16 protein-coding genes are annotated in these 15,431 nt (G+C 64.8%); 12 read left to right on the forward strand and 4 right to left on the reverse strand.

Annotation, left to right across the window (positions count from 1 at the left end):
* Positions 1-132 precede the first annotated feature (132 nt).
* On the reverse strand, positions 133-2,631 hold the full coding sequence (locus PSET11_RS06675; protein WP_124091333.1) for a beta-glucosidase: 2,499 nt from the start codon (positions 2,629-2,631) through the stop codon (positions 133-135).
* A gap of 97 nt (positions 2,632-2,728) precedes the next feature.
* Between PSET11_RS06675 and PSET11_RS06680 the strand changes: the two genes are divergently transcribed.
* From PSET11_RS06680 to PSET11_RS06700, 5 genes are all read left to right on the forward strand, one after another.
* A complete protein-coding gene (locus PSET11_RS06680) occupies positions 2,729-3,319 on the forward strand; it encodes a TetR/AcrR family transcriptional regulator (RefSeq protein ID WP_124091334.1) in 591 nt (196 codons plus the stop codon).
* A 123-nt stretch (positions 3,320-3,442) separates the two neighbouring features.
* On the forward strand, positions 3,443-4,456 hold the full coding sequence (locus tag PSET11_RS06685) for an acetylxylan esterase (protein ID WP_124091335.1): 1,014 nt from the start codon (positions 3,443-3,445) through the stop codon (positions 4,454-4,456).
* 317 nt (positions 4,457-4,773) lie between these two features.
* Positions 4,774-5,973 carry a 3-deoxy-7-phosphoheptulonate synthase gene (locus PSET11_RS06690; RefSeq protein WP_238989062.1) on the forward strand — a complete coding sequence of 400 codons (1,200 nt, stop codon included), beginning with the start codon at positions 4,774-4,776 and terminating at the stop codon, positions 5,971-5,973.
* 91 nt (positions 5,974-6,064) lie between these two features.
* A complete protein-coding gene (locus PSET11_RS06695; RefSeq protein WP_124091336.1) occupies positions 6,065-6,277 on the forward strand; it encodes a helix-turn-helix domain-containing protein in 213 nt (70 codons plus the stop codon).
* 190 nt (positions 6,278-6,467) lie between these two features.
* Positions 6,468-6,566 carry a 30S ribosomal protein bS22 gene (locus PSET11_RS06700; RefSeq protein ID WP_003792170.1) on the forward strand — a complete coding sequence of 33 codons (99 nt, stop codon included), beginning with the start codon at positions 6,468-6,470 and terminating at the stop codon, positions 6,564-6,566.
* Between the two features lie 137 nt (positions 6,567-6,703).
* Here the strand turns inward: PSET11_RS06700 and PSET11_RS06705 are convergent, their stop codons facing one another.
* Positions 6,704-7,519 carry an HAD family hydrolase gene (locus tag PSET11_RS06705; protein ID WP_124091337.1) on the reverse strand — a complete coding sequence of 272 codons (816 nt, stop codon included), beginning with the start codon at positions 7,517-7,519 and terminating at the stop codon, positions 6,704-6,706.
* 70 nt (positions 7,520-7,589) lie between these two features.
* Here PSET11_RS06705 and PSET11_RS06710 point away from each other — a divergent pair, with 70 nt between their 5' ends.
* Positions 7,590-7,844 carry a glutaredoxin family protein gene (locus tag PSET11_RS06710; protein ID WP_124091338.1) on the forward strand — a complete coding sequence of 85 codons (255 nt, stop codon included), beginning with the start codon at positions 7,590-7,592 and terminating at the stop codon, positions 7,842-7,844.
* Between the two features lie 98 nt (positions 7,845-7,942).
* Positions 7,943-8,659: a redox-sensing transcriptional repressor Rex gene (locus tag PSET11_RS06715; RefSeq protein WP_377947131.1), complete on the forward strand. Its 717-nt coding sequence runs from the start codon at positions 7,943-7,945 to the stop codon at positions 8,657-8,659.
* Positions 8,660-8,702: 43 nt separating this feature from the next.
* Here the strand turns inward: PSET11_RS06715 and PSET11_RS06720 are convergent, their stop codons facing one another.
* Positions 8,703-9,443 (reverse strand): hypothetical protein, encoded by a 741-nt coding sequence (locus PSET11_RS06720; protein WP_124091340.1) that lies wholly within the window; start codon positions 9,441-9,443, stop codon positions 8,703-8,705.
* Positions 9,444-9,729: 286 nt separating this feature from the next.
* Complete coding sequence (locus PSET11_RS06725; protein WP_124091341.1) at positions 9,730-10,281, reverse strand: YceI family protein; 552 nt, start codon at positions 10,279-10,281, stop codon at positions 9,730-9,732.
* A 183-nt stretch (positions 10,282-10,464) separates the two neighbouring features.
* On the opposite strand from PSET11_RS06725, the gene PSET11_RS06730 reads away from it, so the two are divergent.
* Genes PSET11_RS06730 through ccsB form a run of 5 tightly spaced genes read left to right on the forward strand, consistent with a single transcriptional unit; the run spans position 10,465 to position 15,342 of the window.
* Complete coding sequence (locus tag PSET11_RS06730) at positions 10,465-11,145, forward strand: histidine phosphatase family protein (protein ID WP_124091342.1); 681 nt, start codon at positions 10,465-10,467, stop codon at positions 11,143-11,145.
* Complete coding sequence (locus tag PSET11_RS06735; protein ID WP_377947134.1) at positions 11,142-11,762, forward strand: TlpA family protein disulfide reductase; 621 nt, start codon at positions 11,142-11,144, stop codon at positions 11,760-11,762. Before PSET11_RS06730 ends, PSET11_RS06735 begins: the two co-directional genes overlap by 4 nt.
* 15 nt (positions 11,763-11,777) lie before the next feature.
* Complete coding sequence (locus PSET11_RS06740; RefSeq protein ID WP_124091343.1) at positions 11,778-12,533, forward strand: cytochrome c biogenesis CcdA family protein; 756 nt, start codon at positions 11,778-11,780, stop codon at positions 12,531-12,533.
* Positions 12,533-14,260 carry a cytochrome c biogenesis protein ResB gene (resB, locus tag PSET11_RS06745; protein WP_124091344.1) on the forward strand — a complete coding sequence of 576 codons (1,728 nt, stop codon included), beginning with the start codon at positions 12,533-12,535 and terminating at the stop codon, positions 14,258-14,260. Before PSET11_RS06740 ends, resB begins: the two co-directional genes overlap by 1 nt.
* Complete coding sequence (gene ccsB / locus PSET11_RS06750) at positions 14,260-15,342, forward strand: c-type cytochrome biogenesis protein CcsB (RefSeq protein WP_124091345.1); 1,083 nt, start codon at positions 14,260-14,262, stop codon at positions 15,340-15,342. Before resB ends, ccsB begins: the two co-directional genes overlap by 1 nt.
* The last annotated feature ends 89 nt before the right edge of the window (positions 15,343-15,431 follow it).

The raw sequence follows: 15,431 nt of genomic DNA on the forward strand, positions 1-15,431 counted from the left end.
CGGTTGCTGCCCCGTCCTAAGCTTGTTCGCGGCTCAGAGCCTTGTAGCTCAGGTTTCGCGAACAAGCTTAGGAACGGCGCTGGTTCAGCCCTTCATGATCTCGCCGCGGCGAGACAGAGATAGGGGGCGTGGCTAGCGGACGTCGATCGCCAGCACCTGGAAGTCGTCCTCCACATGCTTGCCCACCAGGATCCGGAAGGCCCCGCGCTCAACCTGCCAGCCGCCGTCGTAATGCTCGAAGGCCCGGGCGGGAATCCGGACCTCAACACTTTCTGTCCCTGCCGGCGCCAGGTGGGTTCCGGCGAAGCCCGCGAGCCAGCGGACGGGGCGTTCCACGGTGGAGTCGGGGCGCTCCAGGTAGACCTGGACCACCTCGCGGCCCGCCCGGCTGCCCGTGTTGCGCACCGGGACGTGGACTATCACGTCGTTGCCGGCCTGGACCTGCTGCGGCGCGTGGGGAGCGCTGAACTCGAAGCTCGTGTAGCCCAGCCCGAAGCCGAACGGCACGGCCGGGGCAGGCCCACCAGCAGCCTGCTGCTGAAGCCACGCCCGGTATCCCACGTGGATCCCCTCTGCATACTCCAACTTCCCCTCCACAGGCGTGGTGCTGAGGACGGGGACGTCGGCCAGCGCGGCTGGCCAGCTGGTGGGAAGCCGACCACCGGGCTCCGCGACACCCAGCAGGATGTCTGCGATGGCCCGGCCGAACTCCTGCCCGCCGAACCAGCCCAGCAGCACAGCGCCCACGTCCTCCAACCAAGGCATCAGCACCGGCGAGCCCGAATTAACCACAACAATGGTGCGCGGATTGGCTGCCGCAACAGCGCGGACCAACTCGTTCTGATGACCCGGCAGGTCAAGGTTGCTGCGGTCAAAACCTTCTGACTCGATGCTGGAGTTGGTACCCACCACCACGATCGCCACGTCGGCGGAACTGGCGGCAGCAACGGCGTCGTCGATTTCTGCCTGCGGATCCGTGACCACCGCCTCCTCGCCCAGCAGGATTGCCGTCAGGGGGATGAACTGTTCCGGCGGCAAGGTGTAGTGCGCCTCGATCCGGACGGTCTCGCCAGCGGTGGTTTCGATCTGGTGGACGGTGCTGGGCGGGTCGAACAGCGCCGCGCCCAACACGTTGGTGGTGTCGAGCAGTTCGCCGTTGAACACCTCGGTGCCGTTGAAGGACAGCCGCGCCTGGCCCACTGTCCCCAAGCCAAGGTGGTGCACGCCTGCCTGCTCGGCGGTCCAATCGGTACTGATGGTGATGGCAGCGGTGCCTTCCGGGATGCCCACGCCAAACCAAATGAGGCTCGAAGCCAGCCGATCTTCAGCGAAAATCTCCGTGCCGCTGGCATCCAGGAAGGTGACCCGGGCGCCGGGCACATTGGATACGGGGTTGTGGAGGGCGGTCCGGGCGAACTGCTGCAGCCCCTCGGCAACCTTGGCGCCACGGGTGTAGCTGAGGCTGGTGGTCGCCGGCAGTGCCTCGCGCAGGCCCATCAGCGGGGAAATGTTCTGCTTGGGCATGACGGTGGCACTGCCGCCGCCCTGAGTGCGCGCTTCGTCAGCGTTGTGCCCGCTGAGCGCCACGCTAGTGAGCGCGCTCGCATCCAACGGCAGGAGGCCAGCGGAATTCCGGATCAGAACGGCGCCGCGGATAGCCACTTCGCGGGCGACGGCGGCGGAATCCAGGGCCGCCGGGAGCTCGGCGACGGCGGGGGAGACGCCGTCGAGCGAACCAACGCGGGCGGCGAGGCGCAGGATGCGGACCACCTTCTCAACGATGGCTTCACGGCTGACCTGGCCGGACTCGACGGCGGCCAGCAGTTTGGCGCTCCAGTGGCCTACCGGGCCGGGCATTTCAAGGTCCTGGTGGGCGTTGGCTGCCTCGACGGACCGGACGCCGGTCCAGTCCGACACGACGACGCCGTCGAACCCCCATTCGGTGCTGAGCGGGGTCTCCAGGAGGTCGTTTTCGCTAGCGGTGGTGCCGTTGATGGAGTTGTAGGAGCTCATGACCAACCAGGCGCGGGACTCGGTGATGGCGTCCTCGAATGCGGCCAGGTAAAGCTCGCGCAGCGGGCGCTCGGCCACCACTGAGTCCACGGTGAACCGGTCCGTCTCCGATTCGTTGGCCAGGTAGTGCTTGGGGGTTGCGCCCACGCCCATTGACTGGACGCCGGCAACGTACCCTGCGGCCATCGTGGCGGTGAGCCGCGGGTCCTCGCTCATGCATTCGAAGTGCCGGCCGCCCAGGGGCGAGCGGTGCAGGTTGATGGTGGGGCCGAGGACGGCGTGGACGCCCTTGCGCCTGGCTTCCTGGCCCAGGACCTGGCCGTAGCGGTGGGCCAACTCGGCGCTCCAGCTGGCGGACAAGGCGGACGACGACGGCAGGGAGACGGAGTCGTGCCGCTCATCGAAGTCTTCGCCCCGGACGCCCGCGGGACCATCGGACAGGACGATCCGGGAGAGGCCGATGCTGGGGAGCGTGTGCGTGGACCAGACGTCCGCGCCCGTCAGGAGCTGGACCTGCTCGGCCAGGGAGAGGCTGTCCGCAAGATTGTGGATGAGGGCTTCGGCGTCTGGAGATCCTGCGGCGGGCGCCGTGACGGCGGGGGAAAGCGGGAGGTTCATGCGGGCTGCTCCTTGACTGATCAGGCTGGTCCTCCGATGCTAGCCGCAAAAGCCGAGTATGACTAGGTTTTGAGTAAATTGCGGTTACACTAGCCGCATGTCCACATCAAAAGCCCGCGGCCCCTACGCAAAGGGTGCCGAGCGCCGCGAGCAGATCATCCAGCGGGCCACTGACGTTTTCGCCACAGAAGGTTTCGAAGGTACCGCCCTCAAGCGCGTTGCTGAACTGGTGGGCGTCAAAGAAGCCACCCTGTTCCACTACTTCAGTGGCAAACAGGAACTGCTGACGGCAGTCCTCGCTGAGCGCGATCGGCGCGCAGTGTCGGAGGCGCCCGGCGCCGAAGTGGGCTTGGCGTCGTTGGTGAAGATTGCCGAACGAAACCGCAGCGAGCCCGGCCTGACTACCTTGTACGCGGTGGCGTCGGCTACCGCCAACCACACGGAGCACGGCTCGCACGCGTACTTCCGGGACCGCTACGCCACCGTCGTGGCAGGTCTGACAGCGGATATTGAACGACGCCAAGCCAGCGGGGAGGTGCGCTCCGATGCCCCGGCCCAGGAGCTGGCCGAGTTGGTGGTGGCCGTCTCGGATGGCCTGCAATTGCAGTGGCTCTACAACAAGGAGGTGGATGTGGCTGCGGGACTGGCCAGGTTCATTGACACCCTCCTCAAAGCACCAGCCAGCTAGGGTTCGTTGCCGGCCTGACCGCAGCGGGGCGGGCCAGCCAAAGGGCCGCGTTGCAATCCGCAAAATAATCCCTAGGATCAGCAAGACCCACTTTCCCGCCTGCCCTAGGACTGGACCTTCCGCATGCCCCTCTTCGACCTGCCCCTTGCCCAGCTTCGCAGCTATACCAGCCACGTCACCGCCCCCGAAGACCTTGGTGCGTTCTGGGACGAAACAGTGGAACAGGCCCGGGCGTTCCCCTTGGCGGCCACGTTCGAAAAAGTCGAAAACTACCTGACTGTCATCGACACCTACGACGTCACGTTTGCGGGCTACGGTGGCGCACCCGTTCGCGGCTGGCTGCACCTGCCGGCCACGCGATCGGAGGGGGCGTCGCGGCCGGTGGTGGTGCAGTATGTGGGCTATTCGGGCGGCCGCGGCCTGGTCAACGAAGACACCAAATGGGCGCAGGCAGGCTATGCGCACTTCATCATGGATACCCGCGGCCAAGGCTTCGGCGGCATCGTGGGCCACACGGCTGACCCGCACCCGTCTGCCGGTGATGTTGCCTTCGCCGGGCTCATGACCCGCGGCATCGCGCACCGCGAGGACTATTACTACCGCCGGGTCTACATGGATGCTTTCCGCGCCGTCGAGGCGGCGCAGTCCCACCCCGCCATCGATCCGGACCAGGTGATCCTCGCCGGGATCAGCCAGGGCGGCGGGATTGCCCTCGCCACGGCGGGCTTGACCGCCAGCAGGCTCGACGGCGTGATGGCTGTCCTGGCCGACGTCCCCTTCCTGCAGGACTTTCCGCACGCCTTGGACATTGCTGCACGCGGCCCGTACACAGAGATCGCCAGCTTCCTCACCCGGCACCGGGACCGGTATGACCCCATCCTGGACGTCCTGCGCTATTTCGACGGCGTCAATCTGGTCACCCAGGCCACCGCGCCCGTGCTGTACTCGGTCGCCCAGATGGACGATGTCTGCCCGCCCTCCACGGTCTTTGCCAGCTACAACGCCTATGGGGCCGAAAGCGGGGGAGCTGTGGACAAGGAGATCGAGGTCTACCGGTTCAACAACCATGAGGGCGGCCAGGAGCACCATTGGATCCGTCAGCTGCAGTACCTCCGCGACCTGGTGACGCAACGCTGAGGGTCCTGAGGTGGCCGCCGTCGCGCGAATCCTAAGCTTGTTCGCACATCCGAACCTTCAAGGCTAGGTCTGGCGGACAAGCTTAGGACGGGGAGTGTGACGCCACGGTTTTGCACGGCCAGACGTCCCCGGCTATGGTTCTGGCATGACAAACCGTTGGTATGCGTATTTTTCGTTGGCTCTGGAGGAGCCTGCGTCTAACTGACACGCAACCAACTTTCCTTCAGAGCCAACAGGGCAGAGATCATTCTCTGCCCTTCGCCATTTCCCGGCGGGTTCTGATTGGGCCCGCTTCCCTTCCCGGAACAGGACCCAGCATGAGCACCGCAACAGCATCCAGCGCAGCACCGGCCGCTTCGCCTTCCACCAGGCAGGCCTCCGCGTCGACCTCGAACCTGCGGGTCAGCGAATTCACTGCGCTGCCCACCCCTGCCGAGATCATTGCCGAACTTCCGCTGGACGCCCGGGCGGCTGCCGTCGTCGAACGCGGCCGCGATGAGGTGCGCGCCATCATGGACGGCCTGGATGACAGGCTGCTGGTCATTGTTGGGCCCTGCTCCATCCACGATCCCAAGGCCGGGCTGGAGTACGCCCGCAAGCTGGTCAGCCAGGCCGAGAAGCACAAGGCGGACCTGCTGATCGTGATGCGGACGTACTTCGAGAAGCCGCGGACCACGGTGGGCTGGAAGGGCCTGATCAACGATCCTCGACTGGACGGTAGCCACGACATGGTGGCCGGCCTGCGCGCCGCCCGGGGGTTCCTCGCCCAGGTCACGGCGCTGGGACTGCCCACGGCCACCGAGTTCCTGGAACCGATCAGCCCGCAATACATGGCCGACCTGATCAGCTGGGGCGCGATCGGCGCGCGTACCACCGAGAGCCAGATTCACCGGCAGCTGGCATCCGGGCTGTCCATGCCGATCGGCTTCAAGAACGGGACCGACGGCGGCCTGCAGGTGGCCATCGATGCGTGTGGCGCGGCTGGAGCAGCGCAGGCATTCCTGGGCATCGACGGCGACGGCAGGGCTGCGCTGGTGGCCACGGCGGGGAACCCCGACACGCACGTCATCCTCCGTGGCGGCCGGGGTGGCCCCAACTACTCACCGGCCGACGTCGAAGCTGCCTCGGCGCAGTTGGCCGCCAAGGGGCTGAATCCGCGGCTGATCGTCGATGCCAGCCACGCCAATAGCGGGAAGAGCCATCATCGGCAGGCTGAGGTGGCGCTGGAAATTGGCGCCCAGCTCGAAGACGGCGGCCCAGCAGCACAAGCCATTGCCGGGGTCATGCTGGAGAGTTTCCTGGTGGGTGGCGCGCAGAATTTGGACGTTGCCGACCACGCTGCAGGCCGTGATGACCTGGTGTACGGCCAGAGTGTCACCGATGCCTGCATGGAGTGGGAGGTCTCGGCGGCGGTGCTGGAGCAGCTGGCTGCATCGGCCAGGAAGCGCCGCGCGGCCTGCTCGCGGCCCGGAACTACTTTCACATCTACCTCAGGAGCATCTACAGTATCTAGATAAGTGCTTGGTGGATGGGCTCAGCATCGATGAACACCGCATTTGCGTGATTTGGGGTCACCTGTGTCCATCCATCAGCGAAGGAAATAAGGAAATGCCGGCAGAACAGAACTTCTCCAACTCGAAGTTTCTGACCGTGGCTGAAGTTGCCGAGGTCATGCGCGTCTCCAAGATGACCGTGTACCGGCTGGTGCATGCCGGCGAGATGCCAGCTGTGCGGTTTGGCCGGTCTTATCGTGTGCCTGAGGCCGCGGTGGAAAACTACTTGCGGAACGCGGTGGTGGACGGGCACACGGAAACCGCGTAGCCGCTTTCGCCTTAAATATGGTGATTTGGTGCGCCTACAGCCGTGCGGTCAAGGATCGGCCCCGGGAAGCGGTACCCTGTTAAGGAACGTTTTACGTCATTGTAAGAATCTGTCGGTTGCTCAGTTCGTAGCTTCGTCCACGGACCATCCCCATCAGACAGGTACTGCATCTAGTTTGTAAGGAACTTTCGTGGGTTCAGTTATTAAGAAGCGTCGCAAGCGTATGGCCAAGAAGAAGCACCGCAAGCTGCTTCGCAAGACCCGTCACCAGCGTCGCAATAAGAAGTAGAGATACTTCGCAACGCATGGAAATGCCCGCAACCTTCACAGGTGGCGGGCATTTCGCGTTTCTGGGGCCGTGACTTTCCATCGGCAGGAAACCACGACGACGGCGCGGACCCTGGGTGCCCAGCTCCGGGGAGGCTGTCAGGCCCGTGGGCCGCGGATCCGGGCGTAGCCGCGCCAGAGGCCGTAGACGGCCCCACCAGCGGTGGCAGCCTTGAGGCCCAGGGTGGCTGCGCGGCGGCCCGAGCGGAAGTCGTACACCGGCCAGTTGTTGTCCTTGGCGTGCTTGCGCAACCGGGCATCCGGGTTGATGGCCACGGGGTGGCCCACCAGGCTGAGCAGGGGGACGTCGTTGAAGGAGTCGCTGTAGGCCCAGCAGCGTTGCAGGTCCAGGCCCTCTGTGTCAGCCAGCGCCTGCACGGCCACAGCTTTGGCCGGTCCGTGCAGGATGTCGCCCACCAGGTGTCCGGTGTAGTGGCCGTCCGCCACCTCGCCTACAGTGCCCAACGCACCGGTGAGGCCCAGCCGAGTGGAAATGACCGTGGCCACCTCTATGGGCGTGGCCGTGACCAGCCAGACCCGACGGCCCACCCGGAGGTGCTGCTGGGCCAGCGCCCTGGCCCCCGGCCAGATCCGGGAGGCGATCCGCTCGTCGTAAACCTCTTCACCCAAGGCCTTGATGTCGGCGACGGAGATGCCGGCGGCCAAGGTCAACGCGGAGTCGCGGACCGAATGGACGTCGTCGATGCTCTCGCCGCGAGCCACGAACTTAAATTGCTTCCACGCGAACCCCGCCGCCTGGGTCAAGGTGAAGGCGCCGCGCTGGTGCATCTTGCGGCCAATGTGGAACAGGCTGGCGCCACGCATCAGGGTGTTGTCCACATCGAAGAACGCTGCCTCGCCCAGGTGCTGCGGTGCAGCCTGGGTTGGGACTGCGGCGAACGTCTCCTGGGGCATGGACTCGAGTCTAGTCAATCCCAGGGCTGCCCGCGTCGCGGCTCGGTGCCAGCGGGGCTACGGTTAACGGATGCCCACTCCTGACATTGTGCTCATCACCAAGGCCGACTGCCACCTGTGTACGGCAGCCCGGCTAGCAGTGGACAGGGTTACCGGCGAGCTGGGTCTGGGCTGGACCGAGGAACAGGTTGACCAGCAACCCGAACTCCGTGACCGCTTCGCCGAAGAGATCCCTGTGGTCCTGGTCAACGGCGTGCAGCGCGACTTCTGGAAGATCGATGAAGCACGCCTAAGCCGGGTACTGCGGAAAGCAATGGCCGGCTAGGCGAAGGTGCGGGCGGAGCACGTCACGGCTTTGTTGGCGGCCTGCCGCGGGCTCTAGAGTGGATATACAACACGACACGTAAGGGAGGCCCGGTGACGATGCCAGGATCAGCCCCCCAACCTGTCCCCGAACTCCCGGCGGACCCGGATCTCGCGGAAATCTCAGGCGCGCCAACCAAGCAGATCCCGCCGGCAGCAGTGGCCCGCCTGACCATCTATCTCCGTGCCTTGACCTCATTGATGGGCGACGGCGTCGAACGCGTTTCGTCCGAATCCCTCGCGGAAGCGTCCGGGGTGAGTTCCGCGACGTTGCGGAAGGACCTCTCGCACGTGGGCTCCTACGGCACCCGAGGCGTGGGCTATGAGGTGCAATACCTGAGCCGACACATCACCGCAGCCCTGGGCCTCACCCACGACTGGAAAGTCGCCATTGTGGGCGCCGGCAACCTGGGCAAAGCCTTGGCCAGGTATGGCGGGTTCGAATCTCGCGGCTTTGACGTGGTGGCCATTTTCGACGCCGACCCCATGGTGGTGGGCAACGAGGTGGGCTGGTTGCGGGTCAGCCACGTCTCAGACCTGGAAACAGTGGTGCGACGCACGGGCGCCAACATGGCGGTGCTGGCCCTGCCGGCGGCCGTGGCTCAGGACGTCTGCGATAGGGTCATCGCCGCGGGCGTCAACAGCGTGCTCAGCTTTGCGCCCGTGATGCTCCAAGTGCCCGACGGCGTAAACCTGCGCAAGGTGGATATGGCCACGGAACTGCAGATCCTGGCGTACCACGCACAGCGGGCGCAGGCTCCGGGTCAAACCGCCTGAGCGGTACCGAAGCCCACGCCCGCAGGGGTGGAGCAGGGTTCAGTTACCGCCCATAGGGGGCGCCAGCACTGAAGTTGGGGTTCTGCTTGCTGAAGTACGGCGAGTTCGCCGGCAGGTACAGCAGGACGATCGCGGCGACGCCCAGCAGGATGGAGACCAGTTGCAGGATGCCGTACAGGGCGCCGAAAGCGAAGAGTCCACCGAAGAGGCCGAAGATGGAAAGGACGGCGAAGACAGTGCCCAGGATGCGGGCCCAGTTCTTGCCCTTCTTGACGGGGAAAGCCACCAGGCAATAGAGGCCGATAGAGATCAACGCGCCAACGATGCCGCCAAAGACCAGGCTGGACTCGACCATCTCGGAGAAGCCGTCCGGCAGTGACTGGCCTGTCCCCGCCATCTGCTCAACCATCATTTTGTTGAAGAAGGGGGCGCCGGTGAACGCAAGCACCAGTGAGGCGATGGCTGACAGTGCGCCGGCAACCAGGATCATCTTGAAGGAAAGCAAGACCTGCGCCGGGATGGTCCGGGGACCCTCGGGGGCGGCGCCGTAGGGAGACGCGTACGGAGCAGGCTGCCCGAATGCCGGTGGCTGCGGCTGGCCATACTGCGGCGCGTTCTGGCCATACTGCGGAGCATTCTGCCCGTACTGGGGGGCGTTTTGCCCGTACTGCGGCGGATTGGGCTGTGCGTTCTGGCCGTACTGCGGCGCGTTTCGCCCGTATTGGGGCTGTCCGGACGGCGTGTTGCCGGACTGGGGATCGTTCGGGACGGGAGGAGTACTCATGAAGTGTTCCTTACTCTCGGGATTCCAGGTGGGCTGCCGGGAGCTGACCTGTGCCGTGCCCCCAACATGGCTTCATTCCACCGTACCCTTGCCCCTCCGCGTTACGGGTCATCCCGGGGAGGTATTCGGTGCAGATTTCCGCGGCTGAGCAGCAGATTCACTGGGACGCCAACCCGCCGGCAGCTCAGCAAATCCGCCTGAGGAACAACTCAACCAGCCTTAAACACCTCAACCCCGGCAGGGACCAGGTCCGAGTCGGGGTTGCGGGGGAGTGCTGGAAGGTATATCAGGCAGCTGCGGGTGCGATGAAGGCGAGTTCCAGGTTGATGGCAACCTTGTCGCTGACCAGAACGCCGCCGGCTTCCAGGGCCGCGTTCCAGGTCAGGCCGAACTCCTTGCGGCTGATGGTGGTCTTGGCGCTGACGCCGGCGCGGGTGTTGCCGAACGGGTCAACAGCAATGCCGTTGAATTCGGTAGCAAGGGTGACGGACTTGGTGATGCCCTTGATGGTGAGGTCGCCGGTGAGCTGGTAGTCGTCGTCGTCGGACGTCAGGGCGTTGGACACGAAGGTCATTTCGGGGAACTGCTCAACGTCGAAGAAGTCGGCGCCGCGGACGTGGCCGTCGCGGTTGGCGTCGCCCGAGTCAAAGCTCTTGGTCGCGATGGTGGCGCTGATCTTGGTGTCTGCAACGTCGGCGGCAAGCTCCAGGGTGGCGGCAGCGTCGGTGAACTGGCCGCGGACCTTGCTGATGCCTGCGTGGCGGACGGTGAAGCCGATTTCGCTGTGCGAGGCGTCGAGGTTCCAGGTGCCGAGGGTGGAGTTTGCGGGAAGTGCCATGGGAGTGCTCCTTGAAGTGGAAGGTCAACGGCCGAAGCTTGAAGCCTCAACTAATTGCTGTATCCAGTATAAGCATGCATTTGCATGTTTTGTTCCCGCGGCTGGAACAATTCTTCAGAAATTTGAGTTCTACTGGATGTAGAAGATTTCGGATCGCAAGCCTTCTTTGAGAAACTGGTAAACATGCCCCAAGCCACTGTCCATCTGCTCCGCCACGGCGAGGTCCATAATCCCGACGGCGTCCTGTACGGCAGGCTCCCCGAATTCCACCTCTCCGAGCTGGGCCAGGAGATGGCCCGCACCCTCGCGGGACACTTCACCGAGCGCGCTGCCGCAGGTGCCCGCATCACCCACCTCGTGGCGTCGCCGCTGGTCCGCGCGCAGGAGACCGCCGCGCCCACGGCCGAGGCACTGGGCCTGGATATCACTACGGACAGCCGGATCATCGAAGCCGAAAACTACTTCGAGGGCATGAAGGTCAACCGCGCAGAGTTGCGCAGGCCCAAGCATTGGGCGAAGTTCGTTAACCCGTTGCGCCCGTCGTGGGGTGAGCCCTATAAGGCGCAGGTGGCCCGCATGATGGCCGCCGCGCAGGATGCACGACTGAAAGCCATCGAAGCGGCCAACGGCGACTTCGGCGGGTCCGGGCCGGAGGCCATCATGGTCAGCCACCAGTTGCCTATCTGGTCCACTCGCCTCAGCGCTGAGGGTCGCAAGTTGTGGCACGATCCGCGGAAGCGCGAATGCACCCTCACCTCCGTCACGTCCTTGGTGTTCGACGGCGAGGGTAGCCTCATCCGCGTCAGCTACAGCGAGCCTGCTGCCGCGCTTCTGCCCGGTGCAGCCAGCACCCCGGGGGCATGAAGATGACAAAGGAACAACCACTGACCTCGCGCCGAAGCGTCCTGACCGTGGGCGGCCTGGCCCTCACCGCACTAACGGTGGGCCTTTCGGGGTGTGCCCAGAGCGATGCTTTGGCCGACCAGGCGAGGGCTGGTGACAACAAGAACTATGTGGCCGGCGACGGCTCCGTCACCGAGTTTGCCGCCGCTGACCGAAAATCAGCCATCCAGATCACCGGCACGCTTTTCGATGGCACCGATGTTACCCCTGAAGATTTCCAGGGCAAGGTTACGGTGTTGAACTTCTGGTTTGCCGCCTGCGCACCCTGCCGGGTTGAGGCGCCCTCGCTTGAGGAGTTGCACCAGGAGTTCAAGGACAATGGCGTGCAGTTCTTCGGCGTCAACCTGAGGGATGAGAAAGCCACCGCCGAGGCATTCGACAAGACCTTCAACCTGACGTACCCCAGCTTCGATGACAAGGACGGCGGCGTCCTGTTGGCCGTTTCCGGCCTGGTTCCTCCGGGCGCTGTCCCCACCACCTTGGTGCTGGACAAGCAGGGCCGGGTGGCCTCGCGTGTCTTGGGCCAGATCGAAAAGGGCACCCTGAAGGCCCTCATCGCCAGCGCCGTGGCAGAGTAGCGCCGGACGCACCTTGTGAATAACCCCTACGCGGAGACAATCCTGAGCGGTTCGCTGCTGCTGGCCATCCCCGTGGCCCTGCTGGCTGGCCTGGTCTCCTTCCTTTCCCCCTGCGTGCTGCCCCTGGTCCCCGGATACCTGGGCTACGTGACGGGCCTGAGCGGCGTAGACCTGGAGAAGCAGAAGCGCGGCCGCATGTTCGCGGGCATTGGCCTGTTTGTGCTCGGCTTCTCCGTAATTTTTGTCCTCCTGGGCGGCGCCTTCGGGCAGCTGGGGACCATGATTACGGGATCGCAAAACGCCTGGATCACCCAGCTGCTGGGCATTTTGGTGATCATTATGGGCGTGGTGTTCATGGGCGGGTTTGGCTGGTTGCAGCGGGACGCAAAGATCCACGCCAAGCCACCCACCGGCCTCTGGGGTGCGCCACTGCTCGGCCTGACCTTCGGCCTAGGCTGGGCGCCCTGCATTGGCCCCACCTACTCCGCAGTCCAACTGCTGAGCCTGTCTGGCGGGTCATCCGCCGCCAAGGGCGCGTTCCTGGCTTTCGTCTACAGCCTGGGCCTAGGCATCCCGTTCCTGCTGATCGCGTTGGCGGTCCGGCGGGGGATGGGCGTCATGACGTTCTTCCGGAAGCACCGCCTGGCCATCCAGCGCATGGGCGGCGGCATCCTGGTGGTGTTGGGCATCCTGATGGCTACCGGCGTCTGGGGCGCGTGGGTGACCGAACTGCAGTACTGGTTCCAAAACGATGTGAAGTTGCCAATCTGATGAGCGAGCGTGTGAAGCAAACGAAGAAGTCCCCGGATTCCCTGGCCGACGCAAAGGCAGAGGCAGCGCTGCCGGCGCTGGGTGTCAAAGGCACGCTCCGCTGGGCGTGGACCCAGCTCACCAGTATGCGGACGGCCCTGTTCCTGCTGCTCCTGCTGGCTGTGGCCGCGGTCCCCGGCTCGCTGTTCCCGCAGCGCCCCGCGAATCCGTCAATCGTCACCCAGTACATCAAGGACAACCCCGGCTACGGCAAACTGCTGGACACGCTGCAGTTGTACGACGTGTACTCCTCGGCGTGGTTTTCCGCGATCTACCTGCTGCTCTTCGTTTCCCTGATCGGCTGCGTGGTGCCGCGCGCCATCGCCCACTACAAGGCCCTCCGCTCGCAACCGCCACGCACCCCCAAACGCCTCTCGCGGTTGCCCGAGTACGGCACGCTGGTGATACCGGCCGACGCCGAGATCCCGGCGTCGGACGCCATCACCCGGGCCGCAGGGCTGCTCCGCAAGCGCGGCTACCGCGTGGAGGTGCGCGATGTGGACGGCGAGCGGCCCTCCCTTGGCGCTGAACGCGGACTCACCAAGGAAGTGGGAAACCTGATTTTCCACACGTCCTTGATTGGCGTCCTAGTGTCCGTGGCGCTGGGTGGCCTGTTTGGCTACAGCGGGCAACGTATCCTGGTGGAGGGCGACACGTTCGTCAACACCCTGGTGGGCTATGACCAGTTCACGCCGGGCACCAACTTCGCGTCCTCGCAGCTGCAACCCTATTCGGTCCAGCTGAACAAGTTCGACATCACTTTTGACCGGGAGTCCAAGGGCAAAGAAGGGCAGCCCATCGACTTCTCGGCCGCCGTCACCACCAAGGAAAACCCTGACGCTCCCGCCAAGGAAGAAGTCTTGAAGGTCAACGATCCCATCACCTTGGGCGGCACCAGCATCTATCTCACGGGCAACGGTTACGCCCCCATGGTCACGGTCCGGGATGGCGACGGCAACATCGCTATGCAGGGCCCCGTGGTTGCCAAGCTGCAAGGCGACAATTACTACTCCTCCGTGGTTATCAAGGTCCCAGATGCGGCCCCGGATCAGCTGGGCTTCAACGGCTTCTTCCTCCCCACCGCGTTCATCACCCCTGAAGGGGTGTCCTTCAGCGCAGATCCGGACCTGTACAACCCGCAGCTGAACCTGAACTCCTACTACGGCGACCTGGGCCTCAACGACGGCGCCCCGCAAAACGTGTTCGAACTCGACGTCAAGGACCTCACGCCCTTGAACTCGCGCACCCTCGACTCCGGCGGCATCGTCCTCACGCCCGGGGCCACCGTGACCCTGCCTGAGGGCAAGGGGTCCATCAGCTTCGACGGCGTGAAGCGGTACATCGGCGTGGACATCCACCACAACCCGGGCCAGCTGTACGCACTGATTTTTGCGCTCCTGGCGGTGGGTGGGTTGATCCTCTCGCTCTACATCAACCGGCGCCGCGCCTGGATCCGCACCGGCACGCACGACGACGGCCGCACCATGGTGGAATACGGGCTGCTGGCCCGCGGTGAGGACCACCGATTGGCGGCAGAAGCGGCTGCCATCCGATCGCTCTTGGCCACCGAATGGGACCTCGACGCCGAACCGACAGACCCATCCCAGCAAATTCCCAGCCGCAAGGGCGATAATGGCCCAGGCTTCCACTCCCCAGCAGGCACCCCCGCGCCCGAAAAGGACCAGTAATGCAGTTTGGTATCAACGAGACCATGGGTCAGTACAGCGAGTTGTTCATGCTGCTGGCGGCTGGCACCTACACCGTGGCGTTCATGGCGTTCGCCTGGGACCTCGCCAAGAGCAGTAAGGCTTTGCACACCATCGACACCCGGGCAGCGCAGGCCGCAAAGGTCGCCGTTGGCGCCGGAGTCGCCGCCGGTGCCTCTAGGGCAGCCGATTCGCACCTGGCCGGGCCGGTGGGCCGCGCCGAACGGCCGTCGTCGGCCTCGGCCAAGGGCGGTGACGCCGATTCGGTGGTGACGGCCGACGGTGACATGAAGTACTCCACCACGCGTCGCGCCCCAGCCCGGGTCGCAGTCGCCCTGACCATCCTGGGTGTCCTCATCCACGCTGCAGGAGTGATCACCCGCGCGATCGGCGCAGGCCGCGTGCCGTGGGGCAACATGTACGAATTCCTGACCACCGGTGCATTCGTGGCCGTTGCTGTGTTCCTGCTGGTCCTCATCCGCCGGGACCTGCGCTTCCTGGGCACCTTCGTGGTGGGCCTGGCCGTCATCATGCTGGTGGCTGCCTCGGTTGCCTACTGGACGCCCGTTGGCCACCTGGTGCCGGCGTTGCAGAGCTACTGGCTGATCATCCACGTCTCCATCGCGGTGCTGTCCTCCGCGCTGTTCACGCTGACCTTCGCCATGTCCGCGCTACAGCTTGTCCAGTCGCACCGGCAAAAGACCGTGGCCGCCGGCGCCAAGGACAACCTCGGCTTCATGCGCCTGGTCCCGTCCGCGCTCAGCCTGGAAAACCTGTCTTACCGCATCAATGCCATCGCGTTCATCGGCTGGACGTTCACCCTCATGTTTGGTGCCATCTGGGCTGAAAAGGCCTGGGGCCGGTTCTGGGGCTGGGACACCAAGGAAGTCTGGACGTTCGTGATCTGGGTTGTCTACGCCGGCTACCTGCACGCCCGCGCCACCCGCGGCTGGACCGGCACCCGTGCTGCCTGGCTGTCGATTGTTGGCTACCTGTGCGTGGTCTTCAACTTCACCATTGTGAACCAGTTCTTCAACGGCCTGCACTCCTACTCCGGACTGTAAGCTGCACGCCCCCGGCTGGGGGTCGCGACAAAAAAGATGATCGGCGGGACATATGTCCTGCCGATCATCTTTTGGTTTGGCGGCAGGTC

This window comes from Arthrobacter ulcerisalmonis (assembly GCF_900609065.1).
GTDB lineage: Bacteria > Actinomycetota > Actinomycetes > Actinomycetales > Micrococcaceae > Arthrobacter > Arthrobacter ulcerisalmonis.